Origin of the sequence: uncultured Chloroflexus sp., assembly GCF_937129525.1 — a bacterium.
GTDB lineage: Bacteria > Chloroflexota > Chloroflexia > Chloroflexales > Chloroflexaceae > Chloroflexus.
Window position 1 is genome coordinate 1 of the sequence record NZ_CAKZNK010000026.1, and the last position, 18,457, is coordinate 18,457.

The window sequence follows — 18,457 nt, forward strand, 5'->3', positions numbered from 1 at the left end:
ACCGGCAGCTCTTCGATCAGTCCCTTGCGCACCTCAACATTGGTCAAACCGGCAGCGGCGATATGTTCGAGCGCCTTTTCGATCATAGCATCGGTCATCTCGACCCCAATGACTTTGCCGGTGTCACCAACCCTTTTCGCGGCGAGTAGCAGGTCAATGCCGGCTCCAGAACCGAGATCAAGCACTACGTCGCCGGGTTGGACAGCGGAAAACGCGAGGGGATTGCCGCAACCGAACGAGTTGATGACGGCTCCAGCCGGTAACAGTACCAGCTCTGCATCGTCGTAGTCAGCAAGTCCGGCGGTTGCAGCCGTGGGGGAAGGCGAGCAACAGCGACGCGCGGCGAGATGTTTGACCGCCTGCGCGTAGTCTTCGGCTACCATTCGGCGCTTCTCTGCGAGATGTTCTGGGGAGCAATCCATCAGCGTTACCTTGCCTTTCTGCATGTGGCCGACCCTCAACCCTGGTGGTCACGGTTCGGTTCAACGAGTGGTGATCGGCGATCTTTCTGGTTGATGAAACTGCTTGACTTTATCACTATACCTTATGGCCTGCGGCTTTGCCAGTGGTATCTGAGCTGATCGCCGGAACGGAGCAGGATTGCATCCGGTCACTTATGCGTTTGCCGGTGAGTCAAATGCTGGGTAGGGAGAGCCATTTTTAGCGCACATCGCATCAGTTGTGGATAGGGAAGCCGCCTTCGGCTACGCTTTTCAGGTCAGAACGGCGGCGCGCGCATACGTGTCACCGCAGCCTACGCAACCTCCTGGTCAACCCTACAGGTGGTCTGATCGCTGACTGCCACCAACTGAAAAGCCATCGCCCAACCCAGGCATTATCTGCCCGCTGTGGCCGGCATATCGGTAACTGACGTTAATGCAGTATCAAGCGCGGCGTGATAAAGCGGATATTGTTTAAAATCAGCGTGACCGCCGCCTTCGATCCGGTAGAAGGCTAATGGCGCGGTCACAAGCGCAGCCAGTCGTTCACTCTGGTCGAAGGAAACAATCTGATCGTCCGTGCCGTGGAAGATAACTACCGGGCAACGAACCTGACCGATCCAGCTATGCGATCGGATGGGGTATTTGAGCAGAAATCCGGGTACCCATGGAAGTTGCCGACGCGCAATCTCTTCGAGGCTATACAACGGACTTTCGAGAATAAGCAGGCGCGGCTGGTATGTCGCTGCCAGACGCGAGGCGAAGCCAGAGCCGAGCGAATTGCCGTAGAGCACAATCTGTTCTTCCGGGTAACGCTCACGCACCCAGGTATAGATGGCATCGGCATCGGCAAACAGTTGCTCTTCGCTGCTGATCGAGCCGGCGCTCTGGCCATAACTGCGATAGTCAGCCATCACCACATCGTAGCCTCGCTTGAGCAGCGGTATCGCTCTGGCGCTCCAGACCCGGAGCGAACTGCCATTGCCGCGGAAATAGATAACAACCCCTTTCGGGTCGGGAACACGAAACCAGAGGGTGTGCAGACGAGCATCGGCAACCGGGATGAACACTTCGCTCACCGGCCAGCCAAAGTTGTACTGCGCGCCGACCGGATCGACTTCGCTGTGAAAGATCAATCGTTCTTGAACCAGATACAGGCCGATGCATAGCGCACAATAACCGACAACAATCGTCAAAACTGCATGTTTGATGGAAGCGAACGGTAACGAGCGCGTAGCCGTCGCGAGCAGCAAGATGGCGCGTCTGGTTTTCATAGCTGTTGCGACTTCAAAGTATGTTTGAAGGTAAGTTAAAGCGCGAGCTGCGCCTGTATCGCCGAATCATCGGTCGGCGCAGCTCGCCAGCTTATGCCAGCCGGTCTCGACAGTTCATCACCACCCCAGCACAAGCGCGAAGATCAGCGGAGCGACAATCGTTGCATCCGATTCAATGATAAATTTGGGCGTATCCACTGCCAGCTTCCCCCAGGTGATCTTCTCGTTGGGCACTGCGCCGGAATACGAACCGTAGCTGGTCGTCGAGTCGCTGATCTGGCAGAAATACCCCCAGACCGGCACGCCATCACGTCCGAGGTCCTGATGCAACATCGGCACCACACAAATCGGGAAGTCGCCAGCGATTCCGCCGCCAATCTGGAAAAAGCCGATGGAGTGTTCAGCCGAAGTGCGGGTGTACCAATCGGCCAGATCGATCATGTACTCGATACCGGTGCGCGCGGTATGAACATTCTTAATCTCACCGGTGATGCAATGAGCAGCGTACATATTGCCGGTAGTAGAGTCTTCCCAGCCGGGCACGTAAATGGGTAGATTGCGTTCCATCGCAGCGTAAACCCACGAGTCGCGCGGGTCGATCTGGTAATACTGAGCGAGTTTACCCGAACGCAAAATACGGTAGATAAACTCGTGTGGGAAATAGCGTTCACCGCTCTGATCGGCCTGCATCCATGCCTCGAGCAACGCCTTTTCAAGGCGTCGCATAGCCTCTTCTTCCGGGATGCAGGTATCGGTTACCCGGTTCATATGGCGTTCGAGCAATTCCTGTTCTTGCTGAGGGCTGAGATCGCGATAGTTCGGCACGCGCTCGTAAAAATCGTGGGCAATCAGGTTGAAAATATCTTCTTCGAGGTTGGCGCCGGTACACGAGATGGCATGCACCTTGTCTTGCCGGATCATTTCGGCCAGCGATAACCCTAGCTCGGCAGTGCTCATAGCGCCGGCCAGGGTCATCATCATCTTGCCACCGCGGTCGAGGTGAGCGCGATACGCATCGGCTGCATCAACCAGGGCAGCCGCGTTGAAGTGACGGAAATGATGGCGGATAAACTGACTTATTGTTCCACTCGACATACGTCAGCTTCCTTTCTTGATTGAAAACCATCAGCGCGTATTGGCGCTTAAACCCATAAATCTCAGGTAGCGCCGCGCTGCGCGCCTGAATAACGCTTGAGATGCGCGCAAACAAACCCGGCCCCTTTACCGGCGCAACAATAACCGGTAACGCCAGAGCCTATCGCCGATTATAGCACGTGACGTTCTGCGTTCATTCTCGTGAAAAATTCCACCAGACAACAGAGGAAATTTACCAAAACTTTACAAAAACCTTAACCTGCGCTGAAAAAGACCTGTTACCATCAGTACACCGCGATATAAGATGCATAACTGGCACGTTGCCTGTTGGCTGTCACGCTTGATTTGTTTGACCACCGTGTCTGTGGTTCATCTTACCCTGTTTGTGAGCGGGCGAGACGGTCACAGCAACAGACCGGTATGCATCGGCAGAGCAGTGTAGCAAAGTTGAAGGAGGTCCTATGTCGGAGGATCTGTCGAAGCTCCCGGTTGCAGAGCGGAATCGCAGGTACTGGCAAGAAAACCTGCGCCTGATCACGACTCTGATCGTGATCTGGTTTGTGGTTTCATACGTGCCGGTGCTCTTCGTTGAAGCCCTCAACAACATTGTTATTGCCGGGTTCCCACTCGGCTACTACATGGGCAGTCAGGGTTCACTGATTGTATTCGTGGTCGAAATCTTCTATTACGCCTACGCGATGAACAAGCTGGACGCGAAGTACGGGTTGAGTGATCGCGACCGCTAATCTGCTCCGGTTGTCAAGTTATTGTTAAGGAGGAGATCTCATGTCGGCTTCGGCTCAGAGTCAGAGCGTCTTCCGCAACCGGATGGCGCGCTACTATGGCTACTTCACGCTTGGCTTCATCGGGGTCAGCGTTCTCATGCTGTTACTCGAGGTGTTCGCCGGTTTGCCCACGCAGGTTATCGGCTGGATCTTCTTGTTGCTCACAATGGCGCTATACGCCACGATCGGTATTTTGTCGCGCACAAAGTTGCTCGACGAGTACTATGTTGCCGGACGCAACGTTCCGGCTGTTTTTAACGGCATGGCAACGGGCGCCGACTGGATGAGCGCGGCCTCGTTCATCTCGATGGCCGGCACGCTCTGGCTGCTTGGCTATGACGGTCTGGCCTACATCATGGGCTGGACGGGTGGTTACGTTCTTCTGGCTCTGCTTTTCGCGCCATACCTGCGCAAGTTCGGCCAGTACACAATTCCAGACTTCGTGGGCGCGCGCTACGGCGGCAATACTGCTCGCGTCGTGGCTGCCATCTGCGCGATCATCGTGTCACTGACCTACGTGACAGCGCAGGTGGTCGGCGTTGGCCTGATCATGCAGCGCTTCGTCGGCGTTGATTACACCATCGGCGTGATCCTTGGCCTCTCTGGCGTGCTGGTCTGCTCCTTCCTTGGCGGCATGAAGGCAGTGACCTGGACGCAAGTGGCGCAATACATCATCCTGATCATCGCTTACCTGATCCCGGTTACCGCGCTGTCCATTCAGCTTACCGGCTTCCCGCTCCCACAATTGAGCTACGGTCAGGCGCTACAGCGGATTCAGGTGCTCGAACAAGAGCAAGGCCTGGCCCGTCAGAGCGAATCGCCGGTTGTGCCAGGCAAGTTTGTCACCAGCGGCTACATTCCGCCGTTCAACGAAGGTCTGAGCAACGTGGCTGCGGTTGATGCGGTGCGCCAGCTCAATAGCCAGTTTGGGCTGAACATTACCCCGCCAGCAGCGCAGTCTATTCCTGACGCGAAAAAGCCTGAGCTTGGCGACTGGCGCGGCACACCCTGGAACTTCCTCGCCTTGATGGCGTGTCTAATGCTCGGCACTGCCGGCCTGCCGCACATCCTGATCCGCTTCTACACCGTGCCGAGCGTGCGCGAGAGCCGGCTCAGCGTGGGCTGGTCGCTCTTCTTCATCTTCCTGCTCTACTTCACCGCTCCGGCTTATGCCGCCTTCTCGCGCTGGCAGATTCTGGAGAATGTTGTCGGTAAGCAGGTGAGTGAGTTGCCAGACTGGACGAGGACGTGGGCCAGCAATGGTCTGATTGTGATCCGCGATCTGAGCGTGTTGAATGGCGTTGAGGTGGGCAAAGAGCCTAACTGGGTGAAGACCTTGATCACTGGCGGATCGGTAGTGGTTGAGGATGCCAACGGGAATGGTCGGATCGATCTGGCAGCGTGGGAAGATATTGGCGACGGCAAGGGTCGCGCTGGCGAGATTTCTGGTTCGGCGGTGACCAAGGCACGCACCGATGGCATCCTGCAGCTCAACGAGTTGGGCCGCTCCGCTGCTGATGGTATCGACGGCGACCTCGTGGTGTTGTCAACGCCTGATATTGCCGGTCTGCCCTTCACGATTGGCGCGCTGATTGCGGCTGGCGGTCTGGCGGCGGCACTCAGCACTGCTGACGGTTTGCTGGTGGTGATTGCCTCGGCTATCGCGCACGACATCTACTTCCGCACCATCAATCCGAAAGCCAGCCTCAATACCCGCATCGTGTTAGGCAAGTCGATGATTGTTGTGGCGGCAGTGATTGCGGCGCTGCTGGCAATCCCGCGCCTGGCGTTGATTGCGCAAATGGTGGCGTGGGCCTTCTCAATGGCGGCTGCCACCTTCTTCCCCGTAGTGCTGCTCGGTATCTTCTGGAAGCGAGCAAACGGCGCTGGCGCGATTGCCGGTATGATCGGTGGTCTGGCGGTGACGCTCTTCTACATGGCAAACAACTATATCAATCCAGCCTTCAACGTTCTTGGTATTTCACACCTCGGTTCGGGTATCTTCGGTCTGCCGGTGGCGATCATCCTGATTGTGGTGGTCAGTCTGCTCACCAAAGAGCCATCGAAAGAGATTCAGGATCTGGTTGACAATTTGCGCAACCCGATCACTGATGACGAGGGTATGACGAAGATGATCGATAAGGTCGCTACGGCGAAATAGGTTACTGGTTTTCGACTCGTCAAACGGCGCAGGATAAATTCCTGCGCCGTTTGTTTTTTTATCGCGCGCTCTTCGTTTGGATGACGCCTCATGTGGTCATTAACGTCTCAGGCTGGTCAAAGCAAAATCATCTGCTCCTCTTGGTAATAAACTCTGCTTCAGATGATGTCCGGTTCCCTACCGTGGGTGCGGAAAGCGATGCTCATTTCTAAACCTGCTTCCATGTCGCCACCTTTCACGGCAAGCCGCAGGTGCTGACGAAGCAATCTCCTGGCTCAGCGCTGACCAATCCTTTGCCGACTTCTCTCTCATACCTGCGCTATATTGTTCCTGCGCTCTTTCCCCTCCTCTGGCCGGCGCCGTGGTGGTGAGCGTGCTATACTGCTGATGAGAACTATTCGTCGATAGACTTTCACTTAATCAGATTATGCGCCCATTACTGGTGATCGCAATAAGTGTTGTCCTAACGGCTTGTGGTCTGTTTCAGGCAGTAGAACCGACTCCGACCGCAGCGCCGACGCCTGGTCTGGCTCGACCTACCGCAACGTTGCCGGTCACGGCAGAGCCAACAGTTGCGCCAACTTCCTCACCGGTGGCGCTGCAACCGACTGCGCTCCCGACGGCGCCGCTCGCGCCGACGGTCAGACCGGAAGCTACCGCCACTGTGGTAGCGGGCTTGCCGGGCGGTATTTTCCTGCCCATCCGCCGGTCGCCACCCCTGGGGACTTTCTTCTTCTACTGGTACAACTGCCCGCAGTACGAGTGCGACTCGCGCCTGCTGCAAGCGGTGCCTCCCGGCTGGTTAACGCCGCTGCCGGGTGATCCCGATCCACGCGACGGCCTGAGCTATTCCTCGTACAACTATGATTGGTACGAACAAGAGCTGCGCGCAATGGCTGCAACCGGCATCGATATGGTCTTCCCGGTCAGTTGGGGCGATCATCCTCACCCATGGTTCCGCCAGGATCGGCTCGATCTACTGGCGCAGGCGAATGGGGTGCTGGAACAGCCGCTCGCAATCGGTATGTTTCTCGATACCACTGCGCAGCAAGGCATGTACCAGGAGTTTCTCGGTCAAGGCTACCGAATCGGGCCGAATGCGCCGCGGCTGCCGCTGAGCGATCCACGCAGTGGCTACTTCTTTTACAACCTGCACATTCGTGACTTTTTCAATCGCATACCACGCGAGATGTGGGCGACCATCGATGGGCGGCCAATTATCATCACCTACACTGCGCTCTGTTGCGACAACCTCGAACTGAGCGGCGCGTTGTGGCAGGCGGTGAAAGATGCGTTTCAGGCCGATTTTGGCGTTGAGCCATGGCTGATCCTCGAAGAGACCTGGCTCAATCCGCAGGCGCTGGCGCCACCTGCCGATTTGCCGAGTAGTATCGAGGTCGCCGATGGCATCTATCGATGGGGAACGGCGCTCTTGGGGCCGCATACCACCGAATTGCGCGGTTTTCGGGTTAGCAGCGTTGGGCCGGGTTTTGATAACTCACGGATTCCAGGAGTGACGGAGCCACGTCGGCAGCCGCGTGACGAGCCGCCTGGCGGTGGGCCGGTCGCGCCAGGCGCCTTTTTGCGCGCCAGTCTTGCCGCCATTCCTGCCGATACCGATCTGGTCTTGATCGAGACCTGGAACGAATGGCCGGAAAATAGCGCAGTGGCGCCAGCGGCATACACTGACCGCGATGGGCGACCGCTCCCGCCCGATTTCTACCTTCAGATCATTCGCGAATGGCGGGCGACGTTTGTCAGTTCGCCGTGAATGCCCTCACGGTCGGCAGGGGTGTTCTTTCCCTCGCTTGCAGATCGTAACCCTGGTACAATTACCCATGAGACGGCTGTTTGTGGTATACGTCTAGAAAGACGGAGGTATGAGCTGGACTTTTCTCACCAATCATGCGCAGGTGTTGCTCTGCATTGCCCGTAACCCGCGGGCGACGGCACACGAAATTGCGCAGACGGTTGGTATCACCGAGCGAGCGGTACAACGAATCTTGCATGATCTGCATGAAGCCGGCTATGTGTCGCATGTCAGGGAAAGCCGGCACAACCTCTACACCATCTACCCTGACCGTCCGCTACGTCATTCAGCTCAACAGGGTCTGACAGTGGGCGATTTGCTGGCCGCGCTGGTCAATGGGAAGGTAGAGGCTGGCGAAATTGCAAACACGGTTGGCTCAAAGTAGCAGATGCAATAGAGGGTACGATTGATCGTACCCTCTACCACCTTCTATCAGCACGAATCTTTAAACAGTTCGATCAACTCGTTGATCGTCTCTGCCCGGCACCGTTCGCTATCGCTCAAACAGGTTTGCGCGTAGCATTCCAGCACCACGCTATTGGCGCTGGCCAGGGCCTGCCGGATTGCGACGATCTGATGCACGATGTCGCGACAATCGCGACCCTCTGCAACCATGCGTTGAATGCCACGCACCTGACCTTCAATTCGCCGCAACCGACGCAACAATTCGTCGCGTCGTTCCGGCGCTAATGGGCGAAGTCCGGTGTCCATAGCGGGTTCTGTGGCTGGTTCTGGCGTTGGTTGTTGCGCGTTCACGCCATTGCCAGCACTTTATCAAAGACCTCGCGGTACATCGCTTCAGGCCGCGCGCCAACGAGGCGCCCCACCTCCTTGCCGTTCTTAAAGATAACGAGGGTTGGAATGCCCTGAATGCCGAGTTGCGAAGCGTACTGAATATTGTCGTCGGTGTTGACCTTGGCGATGGTCAACCGACCTTCATATTCACCGGCGAGCTTGTCAAGGATGGGGGCAATGACGCGGCACGGCCCGCACCACGGCGCCCAAAAATCGACGACGACCGGCGTACTCGATTTCAAGACCTTCTCGGCAAAATCGGCATCACTAACGGTAATAGGCTTGGCCATTGAACAAATCCTCCTTAAACCAGGATGCAGTATCGGGCGCTGTGGCGCCAAAGTAACCGCGGGGTCGATTAGCGTACATACCCCCTGGGGGTATACTATAGTCAGTATAGCGTTGTTTGTCAAGGCTTGCGCGCTCTATGTTATACTGAGAATATCATTTGCGCAAAAGAGTTTCCCTACCCGTAGATGCTGCATTGCCCGCAAAGAATTCATGCTCATTGACCAAAAGGAGGCAGCCTTGGCAACCATAGGACGCGATGTGACAATCACGTTCATCGGTCACGGTACCTTTCATGTAACCACACCAGAGGGGCGCAATATCCTGATCGATGCCTGGGTTGACGGCAATCCGGTCTGCCCGGAACCCTTGAAGGCGCGCGCGCGCGAAAATCTGGCAGCAATCTTCGTCACGCACGGCCACTTCGACCACATTGCCGATCTGGTCGATCTGGCCCGCGAGACTGGGGCAACGGTGGTTTGTCAGTACGATATGGTGGCGTACCTTGAGGGTGAAGGCATCCCGGCGGCGCAGATTGTTGGTTTCAACAAAGGTGGGACGGTAACAGTTGCCGATGTGCGGGCAACGATGACCACTGCTCACCATTCGAGCACGATCTATGAGAATGGCCAGCTTATCAGTCTGGGCACGGCAGCCGGCTATGTGTTGCGCTTCAGCAACGGCTTTACCGTCTATCACACCGGTGACACCTGCGTTACGATGGATATGCAGATCATCGGTGAGTTGTACCGGCCTGATCTGGTGATCCTGCCGATTGGCGATCATTTCACGATGGATCCGCGCCAGGCTGCGTATGCGCTCAAATTGATTGGCGCGAAATATGCGATTCCCGAACACTACGGCACCTTCCCGATTTTGGCCGGCACCCCGGAGGCATTGGTTGAGCATTGTCGCGAGTTTGGCGTCACTACCGAGGTGATTGTGCTGAAGCCCGGCGAATCGGTAAGCTAGTCGCCACCTATCCTGCTGCCTTGTTGCCAGGCCAGGTGATTGTTAACAGGGCAGCAGGTATGTTTGTTGCAGGTCATTGACACACAGGGAGAAGACACGATGCTTGAACATGTGCGCGCAACCGACCCGATCATTGCCGATCTGATCGAGCGGGAAGCGCAACGCCAGCGACAGGGGCTTGAGCTGATCGCCAGCGAGAACTATACCAGTCTCGCGGTGATGGAGGCGCAGGGCTCGGTGCTGACCAACAAGTACGCCGAGGGTTTGCCTGGTCGGCGCTACTATGGCGGTTGTGAGTTTGTCGATGCGATTGAGCAGATTGCTATTGATCGCGCCTGCCAGTTATTTGGCACAACTCACGCCAATGTGCAGCCGCATAGTGGCGCGCAGGCTAACATTGCAGTGTTTACCGCGCTTTTGCAACCCGGCGATACGATTCTTGGCATGCGACTCGATCACGGCGGCCACCTGACTCACGGTAGTCCGGTCAATTTTTCCGGCAAGTGGTATAACGTTCATTTCTACGGGGTCGATAGCCAGACCGGGCAGATCGATTACGATGATCTGGCGGCAAAAGCGCGCGCCATCCGCCCCCGGCTGATTACGTCGGGCGCAAGCGCCTATCCGCGACTGATCGATTTTGCCCGTATGCGTCAGATTGCCGATGAAGTGGGCGCATTGCTGATGGCTGACATCGCTCATATCGCCGGGCTGGTTGCGGCAGGTGAGCATCCGTCACCGGTCGGACACGCGCATATTATCACGACGACGACCCACAAGACGCTGCGCGGGCCGCGTGGTGGGCTGATCCTGATGGGCGAGGAGTTTGCCAAACAGATCAATTCCAGCGTCTTTCCAGGCACGCAGGGCGGGCCGTTGATGCATGTGATTGCCGGCAAAGCTGTGGCGTTTGGCGAGGCGCTGCGGCCTGAGTTCAAGCAGTATGCGGCCCAGATTCGGCGCAATGCTCAGGCATTAGCCGAGGGGCTGCGCGCGCAGGGTTTGACGCTGGTCAGCGGCGGCACTGATAACCATTTGATGCTGGTTGATCTGCGCAGCACCGGTCTGAACGGTGCGCAGGCGCAGCGCGCGCTGGATAAGGCGGCAATCACGGTCAATAAGAATGCGATCCCCGACGATCCGCAGCCACCGATGAAGACGAGTGGGATCCGGATCGGCACTCCAGCCGTGACCACCCGCGGCATGCGCGAGCCAGAGATGGCGCAGATTGCGGCCTGGATTGGCGAGGTGTTGATGTATCCGGACGATGAAGCGCGTCTGGCGCGGATTAACGCCGAAGTCGCCGAATTGTGTCGTCACTTCCCGGTACCGGCGGATATGGTACAGGTGCGATAACCGGATTGGTTCTCCAGGCAGCTTGCGTTGCTTACGCTAGATCGGGCGCCGGCTATGGCCGGCGCCCGATCTTCGTAGTAACGCGGGTCAATCTGAAGGTAGATGGTATAAAACGCTGGCGCGCAATCATTCGGTGGGATCGACTCACCAGGGATCAGTTGCCGGCCACAACTGGCGTCCGACAATCCTGATCGCTAATCCGGCAGCGCCGAAGATAAGCAATGCGACAGCCAGGTTGCGTTGAGCTGCGGCCAGGCTGCGACGGAGGGCAAGCGCGTTATCGCGCCGCACTTCATCACCCAGAGCAGCAAATTCACGCGCTGCCATTTCAGCCTGCGCTTGAGCGCCGAAGAGATCAAAGCGACGGGCCTGTTCGTTTGCCTGACGGAGTGTCTCGCCGGCCTGCAGGCCGCGCGCGACACGTGCCCGATACTCGGCTAATACTGCTGCCTGGCGACGATCGCCGATCTCGGCGTAGGCTTGCTCAGCCTGACCGATCAGTCGCTCGGCCTGAACATACTCGCCGTTGAGCAAAGCCGCGCGGGCTGCTTCGGCTAACTGGTTGGCGCGCTGCCCGGTTTGCGCCTGCGCTTGCAGGGTGGCAATTTCGGTCTGGGTAGCAGCATCGGCCAGCGAACTGAGCCGCTCAAGTTCGCGGAGCGCGGCGCTATAGTCGCCGGCAGCGAGCAATGCTCGCGCCGGACTCAGGTCAAGCGCGCGAGCAGGCAGACTGGTTGGCGCGAGCTGGAGGAAACCGGGTAACCATGCCCGCCACTCGCTTTCAAGCGTCGTAGCCGAAACCCCGTAGACCGCCGCCATTGCCGCGCGATAACCGCTGCTCTGAGCGAGAGTAACCAGAAACTGGCGAAATTGTTCGAAGCCGTCGCGTTCGATAAGGAAGCTGACGATTGACCATGTTTGCGGGTAGCTCAGATCGGGCTGGCCGTAGATAGTGTTCCGGTCATCGAGTGTAGCCCAAGACCATAGCTCATCGCGCTGAACGAGCGCGCGGAGGATTGCGATCTTGTCGTCACGCTCCGGCGCCGGTAGTTCCATATACTGCGCAATCCCTTCTTGCAAGCCGACGTTCAGGCGGCCACCGCTCAGATCGGCGGCGAAGATATGGGTCAATTCGTGGCGCAGGTTGTTGATCTGAGCGATTTCACTCTGTTGCCTGGCCCGTTCCACGATGACCACCAGTTCCCGGCGGCGAAAATCGGCATGAGCGATAACGCCTGGCACGTTGCGCGCGGCTGGGTTGACGGTAAAGTAGGATTCGCTGGTTGGGTAGAGCCGTAATGTGATCGGTGTCGCCGGACTGAAGTCGAACGTGACGCTAAACTGATTGTAGAGATCGTCAACGATACGAGCGTACTGAGTGGCGATTGCCTCATCATTCGCAGTGTAGACCACGCGAAAATGGTTCGTCTGCCGTTCCAGCCAGGATGGTTGCGCAAATATTGTACTACCGCTCAGGAAGATCCAGAGCAGTATTGCCAGCCAGAGTTGTAATGTGATGATAACCCTGCGAAGCATGCGATCCATGATATACTTAGTGTAGCACGATTAATATCCAGATGCCAAACGCAAAATGGGCCGCGTTCTAAGCAACGAATATCGATCTGGGAGACGCAATGATGAAGTGGCTATCCAAGTTGTGACAGAGACGGGTCTCTCAGGAAAAAGCAGGCAAGTCTGATCGAGCTGAGCTTGCCTGTGACTGTGAGCGGCTCATCATTATCGCAGTGGGGATGCTATGACAACCAACTTCTTCGCCCAACTTCCCATCGCAAATAGATTCAGCGCAATTGCCGATCCCAATGTCTATCAACCGGCGCCTGCCGATTGGACGATCTTCATCTGTGATGTTCGTGGTTCGACGCGCGCCGTTACAGAAGGTCGTTACAAAGAGGTGAATATGGTTGGGGCGGCGACAATTACCGCCGCGCTCAATGTCGCCGACGAGATCGAGATCCCTTTCGTGTTTGGCGGTGATGGCGCGTCAATAGTTGTTCCACCTGCGCTGGCTGAGCCAACTGCGCAGGCATTGCGTGCGGTGAGCGGGCTATCCCGTCAGGCCTTCGATCTCGATTTGCGGGTTGGCTTGGTGCCGGTAGTCTCGGTGTTGCGGGCCGGTTATCAGGTACTGGTCGGCAAGCTGGCGATCAACTCGCATGTGGCGCAGGCTATTTTTAGTGGTGGTGGGCTAAGTTATGCTGAACGATTAGTGAAAGATGAGGCAACGGCGAGCGATTTTTTGCTGGAGCCGGGGTTGGCCGAGGAAGCCAATCTGAGCGGTCTGGAGTGTCGGTGGGATGCCATTCCACCTGCTCATGGCCCGGCGTTGTGCCTGATTGCGCAGGCTATGCCGCAATCGAATCTGGCAACGACACTGGCAGTCTACCGTTCGGTGATCGAAAAAATTGAACAGATCTACGGCGGCGATCAAACCTATCATCCCCTTCACTATTCACTCATGCAGGCGAGTGCCAGGCCGCAAGCGCTCTGGCCGGAAGCGCGATTGCGTGGCGGCGCAAGCCGGCGACATCAGCTTGCCTATTGGGCGCAGATATATGGCCTCAATCTCGCCGTTCGCGGCTATCGCTGGTGGCAACGGCTGCGCGGGCAGGCGGCGTGGTGGGATCAGTACCGCCAGCATGTGGCGACGGCAGCCGATTATCGTAAATACGACGACACGCTGCGCGTGATTATCTCGGGAAGCGACGAACAGCACGAAGAGCTGCTCGCCTTTCTCAACCAAAAGTTTGCAGCCGGTGAACTTGTTTTCGGCACGCACCTGTCGCCGGCAGTGATCCTCACCTGCCTCGTCTTTAAGCGGATGGAGCGACAGATTCACTTTGTCGATGGCGCCGACGGCGGATTCACGCTCGCCGCTCGCGACTTGAAAGCGCGCCTGCGCGCGCTGCAACAACCGGTCAGCAGCCAGGGATGATGCGACGTGGATCCTGACTGTCAATCACCTCGTGACCATCCGGCATCACCCGCTCGTAGCGACCATCGGGCAGCAGCTCGCGAGCGCGCAGGTTGTCGTTTAGATAGGTTGTCAGCAACGAATCGGCAACATACGAAGCCAGCGCCGGATCGGTGAGCGGAAAGAGTTCTTCGACCCGGCGATCAAGATTGCGTTCCATCAGATCGGCGCTGCCGAGGTAGATTTTGGGCTTACCGCCGTGGTGAAAGTAGTAGATGCGGCTATGCTCGAGATACGGCCCAATGATCGAACGCACGCGGATATTGTCAGACAATCCCGGCACCTGGGGACGCAGTGAACACATCCCGCGCACAATCAGATCAATTTGCACTCCGGCCTGTGATGCGTTGTAAAGCGCATCGATAATGTTGCGATCCACCAGCGCATTCATCTTGAAGATCAGTCGTCCATTGCCGTGCATCCGGTGGAGCGCAATCTCTTCTTCAATCAGTTCGGTGATGCGTCGCCGCAGGTTGACCGGCGCGACCAGCAGGGTACGATACTCTTTCTGCCGGCTATACGCGGTCAGGTAGTTGAAGAGATCGACCACATCGTCGGCAATTTCGGGGCGACAGGTGAGCAAGCCGAGATCGGTGTAGACCCTCGCCGTTACCGCGTTGTAGTTACCGGTGCCGAGGTGGACATAACACTGGATGCCATCGCTCTCTTGCCGAACCACCATGGCGAGTTTCGCATGCACTTTCAGGCCAACCAGGCCGTAAACGACATGCACGCCGGCGCGTTCCATTGCCCTGGCCCAGGTAATGTTATTCTCTTCATCGAAGCGCGCTTTCAATTCCACCACTACCGTTACCTGTTTTCCTTGCTCGCGCGCGTGCATTAATGCCTGCACGATAGGCGAGTTGCGTCCAACCCGGTACAGGGTCTGCTTAATCGCCAGCACGTTGGGATCTTCGGCGGCAGCCTGGATAAAATCAATGACCGGCGCGAAGGAATGGTACGGATGGTGGAGCAAGATGTCTTGTTTGCGGATAGCCTCAAAGATATTGGGCGCATTTTTCAACACGGCGGGCAAGCGCGGCACGTAGGGCGGATCTTTCAGATCAGGGCGGTCGAGTCGGGTCAGTTGCATCAGATCGCTCAAGCCGAGCGGCCCGCGCACGGTATAGATGTCTTCCGGGCCAACTTTCAGATTGGCTGCCAGCAACTGGCAGATCCTGTCAGGCATGCCATCGTCCACTGCCAGCCGCACCACTTCGCCAAAGCGGCGCTGACGCAATCCTTGCTCGATTGTGGCTAGCAGATCATCAGCTTCGTCTTCTTCAATCTCAACATCGGCATTGCGCGTAACGCGGAAGGGATACACCTCGACCACATTCATGCCGGGAAAGAGTCGCTCGAGATGATCGGCGATGACCTGTTCGAGCCAAACGAAGCAATAGCGACGCGCAGCGGGAATATCGTCGCGCGGCGGCGAGAGTTCGGGCGGGAGTGGAATCAGGCGCGGCAACACTTCGGGCACCTTAATACGGGCAAAGAGTTCGCCTTTAGCCTGGTCACGGATCACGACGGCCAGATTGAGGCTGAGATTAGAGATGAAAGGGAATGGCCGGCTCGAGTCAAAGGCGAGCGGGGTCAGCACTGGAAAGATCTGACGACGGAAATAGTCGGCCACCCATGCGCGCTGCGCTTCGTTGAGCGCGACAGTATTGAGGACAGAAATACCGTGCTCATGGAGGGCGGGAAGCAGCTCGTTTAAGAGCAAATCGCGTTCTTGTTCCAGGATTGGTATGAGAGCGCGGCGAATGGCGCTCAACTGCTCGGCTGGCGTCTGACCATCGGGTGATCGTTTCTGAACGCCGGCGCGGATCTGCTGTTTGATTCCGCTCACCCGAATCATGAAAAACTCATCGAGGTTTGAGGCAAAGATTGCCAGAAACTTGACTCGTTCGAGCAACGGGTTACGCGGATCCATAGCCTCTTCGAGCACGCGCCGGTTAAATTCAATCAGGCTTAATTCGCGATTAAAATAACGCGATTCGCTGACCGGCGGCGCATCGGGTAGTGACGATGATTGAACCGTCATAGGTGTATCCATAACATCACCTGCCAACCACAATGGGCTGGCAGGGGTGAATGAAACCATTAGCAGGCGAGCGCAACGTAAATGTTATATCGGACGACGGGAGCGGCGCAAATGCTGTATACCGAATAGTATAGCCGGGATGGAGGATTTGCACAAACCGGGTAGATATGCTATACTCTTGCCCAGCACGAGGGCGATTAGCTCAGTTGGTTAGAGCGCATCGTTCACACCGATGAGGTCACTGGTTCGAGTCCAGTATCGCCCACCAAGACATCTGCCATCTGCGCGGCCCAATGGCCGCGCAATGATTTTCGTTACCCGCGCGCTATCAGAGCAGACGATCAGAGTAAGGGCAACGCCACGATGCGACCGCTCATTTCGCGCGCCGAGTTGCGCGCGCTTTTACGGCCAACCGATGCCACCGAGCGCAATGTGCGCAATGTCCTGATTGATGGAATCGGAGTCGGGATTGTAACCGGGGTGAGCGTGTTTCTCCCCGTCTTTCTGGCTCGTCTTGGCGCGTCGAGTCTGCTGGTTGGCCTGATCACCTCACTGCCGGCCCTGGCCGGCGCTCTCTTTGCTTTGCCCATCGGTCGCTTCCTCGAACGACAGCGCAATATTGTGGCCTGGTATTCGGGAATGCGGTTTTGGGTGCTCGGTTCGTATGCGGTATTCGGCATCTTGCCATTTGTAGTGCCGCTCAGCGTTGTGCCCTGGATGATTATCATCATCTGGGCGCTGGTGACAATTCCTTCGACATTTGTCAATGTAGCATTTACCATCGTTATGGGAGCAGTGGCCGGGCCGCAACGGCGTTACGCTCTGATGAGTATGCGCTGGTCGAGTCTGGGGTTGGCGACTGCGGTTACAGTTGCCGTTATCGGCGTTGCGCTGGAACTGTTTCCGTTTCCGCTCAACTACCAGATCGTCTTCATCGGCTCAATGGCTGGTGGTCTGTTGAGTTTTGGCTTTTCGCGCGCCATTGTCTTGCCTGAACGGGCGCCGTCAACCACGCAGCGCAGCAGTGGGTCGCTGGTAGTGGCGTTACGGCAGGCGCCGCCAGTGTTTAGGCGGTATGCGCTGAGCGCATTCGTCTTTCGGAGTGGCGTAGCGATGGCCATCCCGCTCTTGCCGCTCTATTATGTGCGGGAGGCCGGTCTCAATGACGCATGGATCGGCTTGATCAGCACGGTTGGCAACGGGGTGTTGCTGGTGGCCTATGCAGTCTGGTCAATGGCTGTCGGGCGTTTGGGTAACAGTGGCGTGCTGCTGGCCAGCAGTGTGGGAATGGCGCTGTACCCGTTTGGGGTGGCGGCGACCGAGACGCCTTGGTTGCTGGCGCTCCTGGCTGGCGTCGTCAATTTTTGTGTTGCCGGCAACGATCTGGTGAATTTCGATCTGGTACTGAGTACGATACCGCCCGAACGGCAAGCAACGTATGTGGGGCTGTTTCAGACCTTGCAAAATCTGGCGCTGTTCGTGATGCCGCTGGTGGCGACGGCGCTGGCCGATCTGATCGGGCTGGCGCCGGTGCTGCTGATTGCCGGATCGATCCGGTTGCTGGGAACATTGCTCTACGCCTGGTTGCGGATCGGTGTTCAAGGTAGTTGACGTAATGTTTGAAGATAGGTTAAAGTGGTGTGGCGAAAGGGATGCGCACTGAGTCTGGCTGCACTACTCGATGATATGGATGGCATACGGCGCTGATCGAGTCGCTTTGCGGCAGGCTGAAGTGGTAGCCTGCGCGCATCTTTCGCGCGTTGTTTATCGGTAGATGTTGGATAGCTATGGCGCAACCTTCACTTCGCACAGTATCGGTCGTTCGGCGCGGTTATGGCCGACGGTATACCGATTTGCCGGTTGATGAATTGAACCATCAGCGGTTGGTTATTGACTGCGCCGGTGGTTATTTGCGTCCTGACCTGATCGATTTGCGTCAGGGTGATGTGGTCTATTGGCGTGAACAGGAACGGTACGTTGAGGGACGGATCGGGCATGTGCGGCGCGACGATCAGCGGTTGATTGCGATATTTAAAGATGTGACGTTGATGCCGGAGGACTTTTTTCCGTATTGATAGGCGATAGCTGATAGGGGATAGGCGATAGGCGATAGGCGGGTAGGGGGTAGGGGATAGGCGATAGGCGATAGCTGATAGCCGATAGTGGTATCTATTGGCGATAGGTGTAGGGGCGCAGCAGCGCTGCGCCCCTCCATCTGCCAAGGGGGCGGCAAGCGCGTTGGTGTATAGCCATAAGCGATAGGCGATAGTAGGGGCGGGTTTCAAACCCGCCCCTACAGACGTTCCCCCTGCGTGGAGGGGCTGGTTGGTTGTGGCGTGGTATGTCGCCAGGCGATAGGCGATAGCTGATAGGCGATAGGCGATAGCTGATAGGCGATAGGCGATAGCTGATAGGCGATAGGCGATAGCTGATAGGCGATAG

At 57.1% G+C, this 18,457-nt stretch carries 16 protein-coding genes and 1 tRNA gene; 10 read left to right on the forward strand and 7 right to left on the reverse strand.

The features are described from left to right. The 3 genes from Q0650_RS02430 to Q0650_RS02440 form a co-directional block, all read right to left on the reverse strand. On the reverse strand, nucleotides 1–383 hold a 383-nt coding region (locus Q0650_RS02430), incomplete at its 3' end, for a methyltransferase domain-containing protein (protein ID WP_298815542.1). Nucleotides 384–835: 452 nt separating this feature from the next. After that, nucleotides 836–1,714, reverse strand: coding sequence for an alpha/beta hydrolase (locus Q0650_RS02435; RefSeq protein WP_298815544.1), 879 nt, complete (start codon nucleotides 1,712–1,714; stop codon nucleotides 836–838). Nucleotides 1,715–1,831: 117 nt separating this feature from the next. Beyond that, nucleotides 1,832–2,809 (reverse strand): deoxyhypusine synthase family protein, encoded by a 978-nt coding sequence (locus tag Q0650_RS02440; RefSeq protein WP_298815546.1) that lies wholly within the window; start codon nucleotides 2,807–2,809, stop codon nucleotides 1,832–1,834. A 461-nt stretch (nucleotides 2,810–3,270) separates the two neighbouring features. On the opposite strand from Q0650_RS02440, the gene Q0650_RS02445 reads away from it, so the two are divergent. From Q0650_RS02445 to Q0650_RS02460, 4 genes are all read left to right on the forward strand, one after another. Then, the gene (locus Q0650_RS02445; RefSeq protein WP_298815547.1) at nucleotides 3,271–3,555 is read left to right on the forward strand and encodes a DUF4212 domain-containing protein; all 285 of its coding nucleotides are present in this window, start codon (nucleotides 3,271–3,273) and stop codon (nucleotides 3,553–3,555) included. A gap of 40 nt (nucleotides 3,556–3,595) precedes the next feature. Next, on the forward strand, nucleotides 3,596–5,755 hold the full coding sequence (locus Q0650_RS02450; protein ID WP_298815549.1) for a sodium:solute symporter family protein: 2,160 nt from the start codon (nucleotides 3,596–3,598) through the stop codon (nucleotides 5,753–5,755). Between the two features lie 427 nt (nucleotides 5,756–6,182). After that, nucleotides 6,183–7,526 carry a DUF5010 domain-containing protein gene (locus Q0650_RS02455; protein ID WP_298815551.1) on the forward strand — a complete coding sequence of 448 codons (1,344 nt, stop codon included), beginning with the start codon at nucleotides 6,183–6,185 and terminating at the stop codon, nucleotides 7,524–7,526. A 109-nt stretch (nucleotides 7,527–7,635) separates the two neighbouring features. Next, nucleotides 7,636–7,950 carry a helix-turn-helix domain-containing protein gene (locus Q0650_RS02460; RefSeq protein ID WP_298815553.1) on the forward strand — a complete coding sequence of 105 codons (315 nt, stop codon included), beginning with the start codon at nucleotides 7,636–7,638 and terminating at the stop codon, nucleotides 7,948–7,950. 47 nt (nucleotides 7,951–7,997) lie between these two features. On the opposite strand, the gene Q0650_RS02465 is transcribed toward Q0650_RS02460, so the two are convergent. Together Q0650_RS02465 and trxA are read right to left on the reverse strand one after the other, a co-directional pair. After that, nucleotides 7,998–8,276, reverse strand: coding sequence for a metal-sensitive transcriptional regulator (locus Q0650_RS02465; protein WP_298815555.1), 279 nt, complete (start codon nucleotides 8,274–8,276; stop codon nucleotides 7,998–8,000). A gap of 41 nt (nucleotides 8,277–8,317) precedes the next feature. After that, nucleotides 8,318–8,650 (reverse strand): thioredoxin, encoded by a 333-nt coding sequence (gene trxA, locus Q0650_RS02470; protein ID WP_298815557.1) that lies wholly within the window; start codon nucleotides 8,648–8,650, stop codon nucleotides 8,318–8,320. A gap of 238 nt (nucleotides 8,651–8,888) precedes the next feature. Here trxA and Q0650_RS02475 point away from each other — a divergent pair, with 238 nt between their 5' ends. Continuing rightward, the gene (locus Q0650_RS02475; protein ID WP_298815559.1) at nucleotides 8,889–9,620 is read left to right on the forward strand and encodes a metal-dependent hydrolase; all 732 of its coding nucleotides are present in this window, start codon (nucleotides 8,889–8,891) and stop codon (nucleotides 9,618–9,620) included. Nucleotides 9,621–9,719: 99 nt separating this feature from the next. After that, nucleotides 9,720–10,976 carry a serine hydroxymethyltransferase gene (gene glyA, locus Q0650_RS02480; RefSeq protein WP_298815561.1) on the forward strand — a complete coding sequence of 419 codons (1,257 nt, stop codon included), beginning with the start codon at nucleotides 9,720–9,722 and terminating at the stop codon, nucleotides 10,974–10,976. A gap of 144 nt (nucleotides 10,977–11,120) precedes the next feature. Here the strand turns inward: glyA and Q0650_RS02485 are convergent, their stop codons facing one another. Then, complete coding sequence (locus Q0650_RS02485) at nucleotides 11,121–12,521, reverse strand: peptidase MA family metallohydrolase (RefSeq protein ID WP_298815563.1); 1,401 nt, start codon at nucleotides 12,519–12,521, stop codon at nucleotides 11,121–11,123. 211 nt (nucleotides 12,522–12,732) lie between these two features. On the opposite strand from Q0650_RS02485, the gene Q0650_RS02490 reads away from it, so the two are divergent. Next, nucleotides 12,733–13,929, forward strand: a complete 1,197-nt coding sequence (locus Q0650_RS02490; RefSeq protein ID WP_298815565.1) for a DUF3095 domain-containing protein — start codon at nucleotides 12,733–12,735, stop codon at nucleotides 13,927–13,929. Here Q0650_RS02490 and ppk1 read toward each other — a convergent pair. Continuing rightward, nucleotides 13,913–16,015 carry a polyphosphate kinase 1 gene (gene ppk1, locus Q0650_RS02495; RefSeq protein ID WP_298815591.1) on the reverse strand — a complete coding sequence of 701 codons (2,103 nt, stop codon included), beginning with the start codon at nucleotides 16,013–16,015 and terminating at the stop codon, nucleotides 13,913–13,915. The two genes, Q0650_RS02490 and ppk1, sit on opposite strands and share 17 nt — an antisense overlap. Nucleotides 16,016–16,206: 191 nt before the next feature. Between ppk1 and Q0650_RS02500 the strand changes: the two genes are divergently transcribed. The 3 genes from Q0650_RS02500 (at nucleotide 16,207) to Q0650_RS02510 (ending at nucleotide 18,090) form a co-directional block, all read left to right on the forward strand. After that, nucleotides 16,207–16,283 (forward strand) — tRNA-Val (locus Q0650_RS02500). Nucleotides 16,284–16,378: 95 nt separating this feature from the next. Continuing rightward, on the forward strand, nucleotides 16,379–17,626 hold the full coding sequence (locus Q0650_RS02505) for an MFS transporter (protein ID WP_298815592.1): 1,248 nt from the start codon (nucleotides 16,379–16,381) through the stop codon (nucleotides 17,624–17,626). 176 nt (nucleotides 17,627–17,802) lie between these two features. Next, complete coding sequence (locus Q0650_RS02510; RefSeq protein WP_298815593.1) at nucleotides 17,803–18,090, forward strand: hypothetical protein; 288 nt, start codon at nucleotides 17,803–17,805, stop codon at nucleotides 18,088–18,090. The last annotated feature ends 367 nt before the right edge of the window (nucleotides 18,091–18,457 follow it).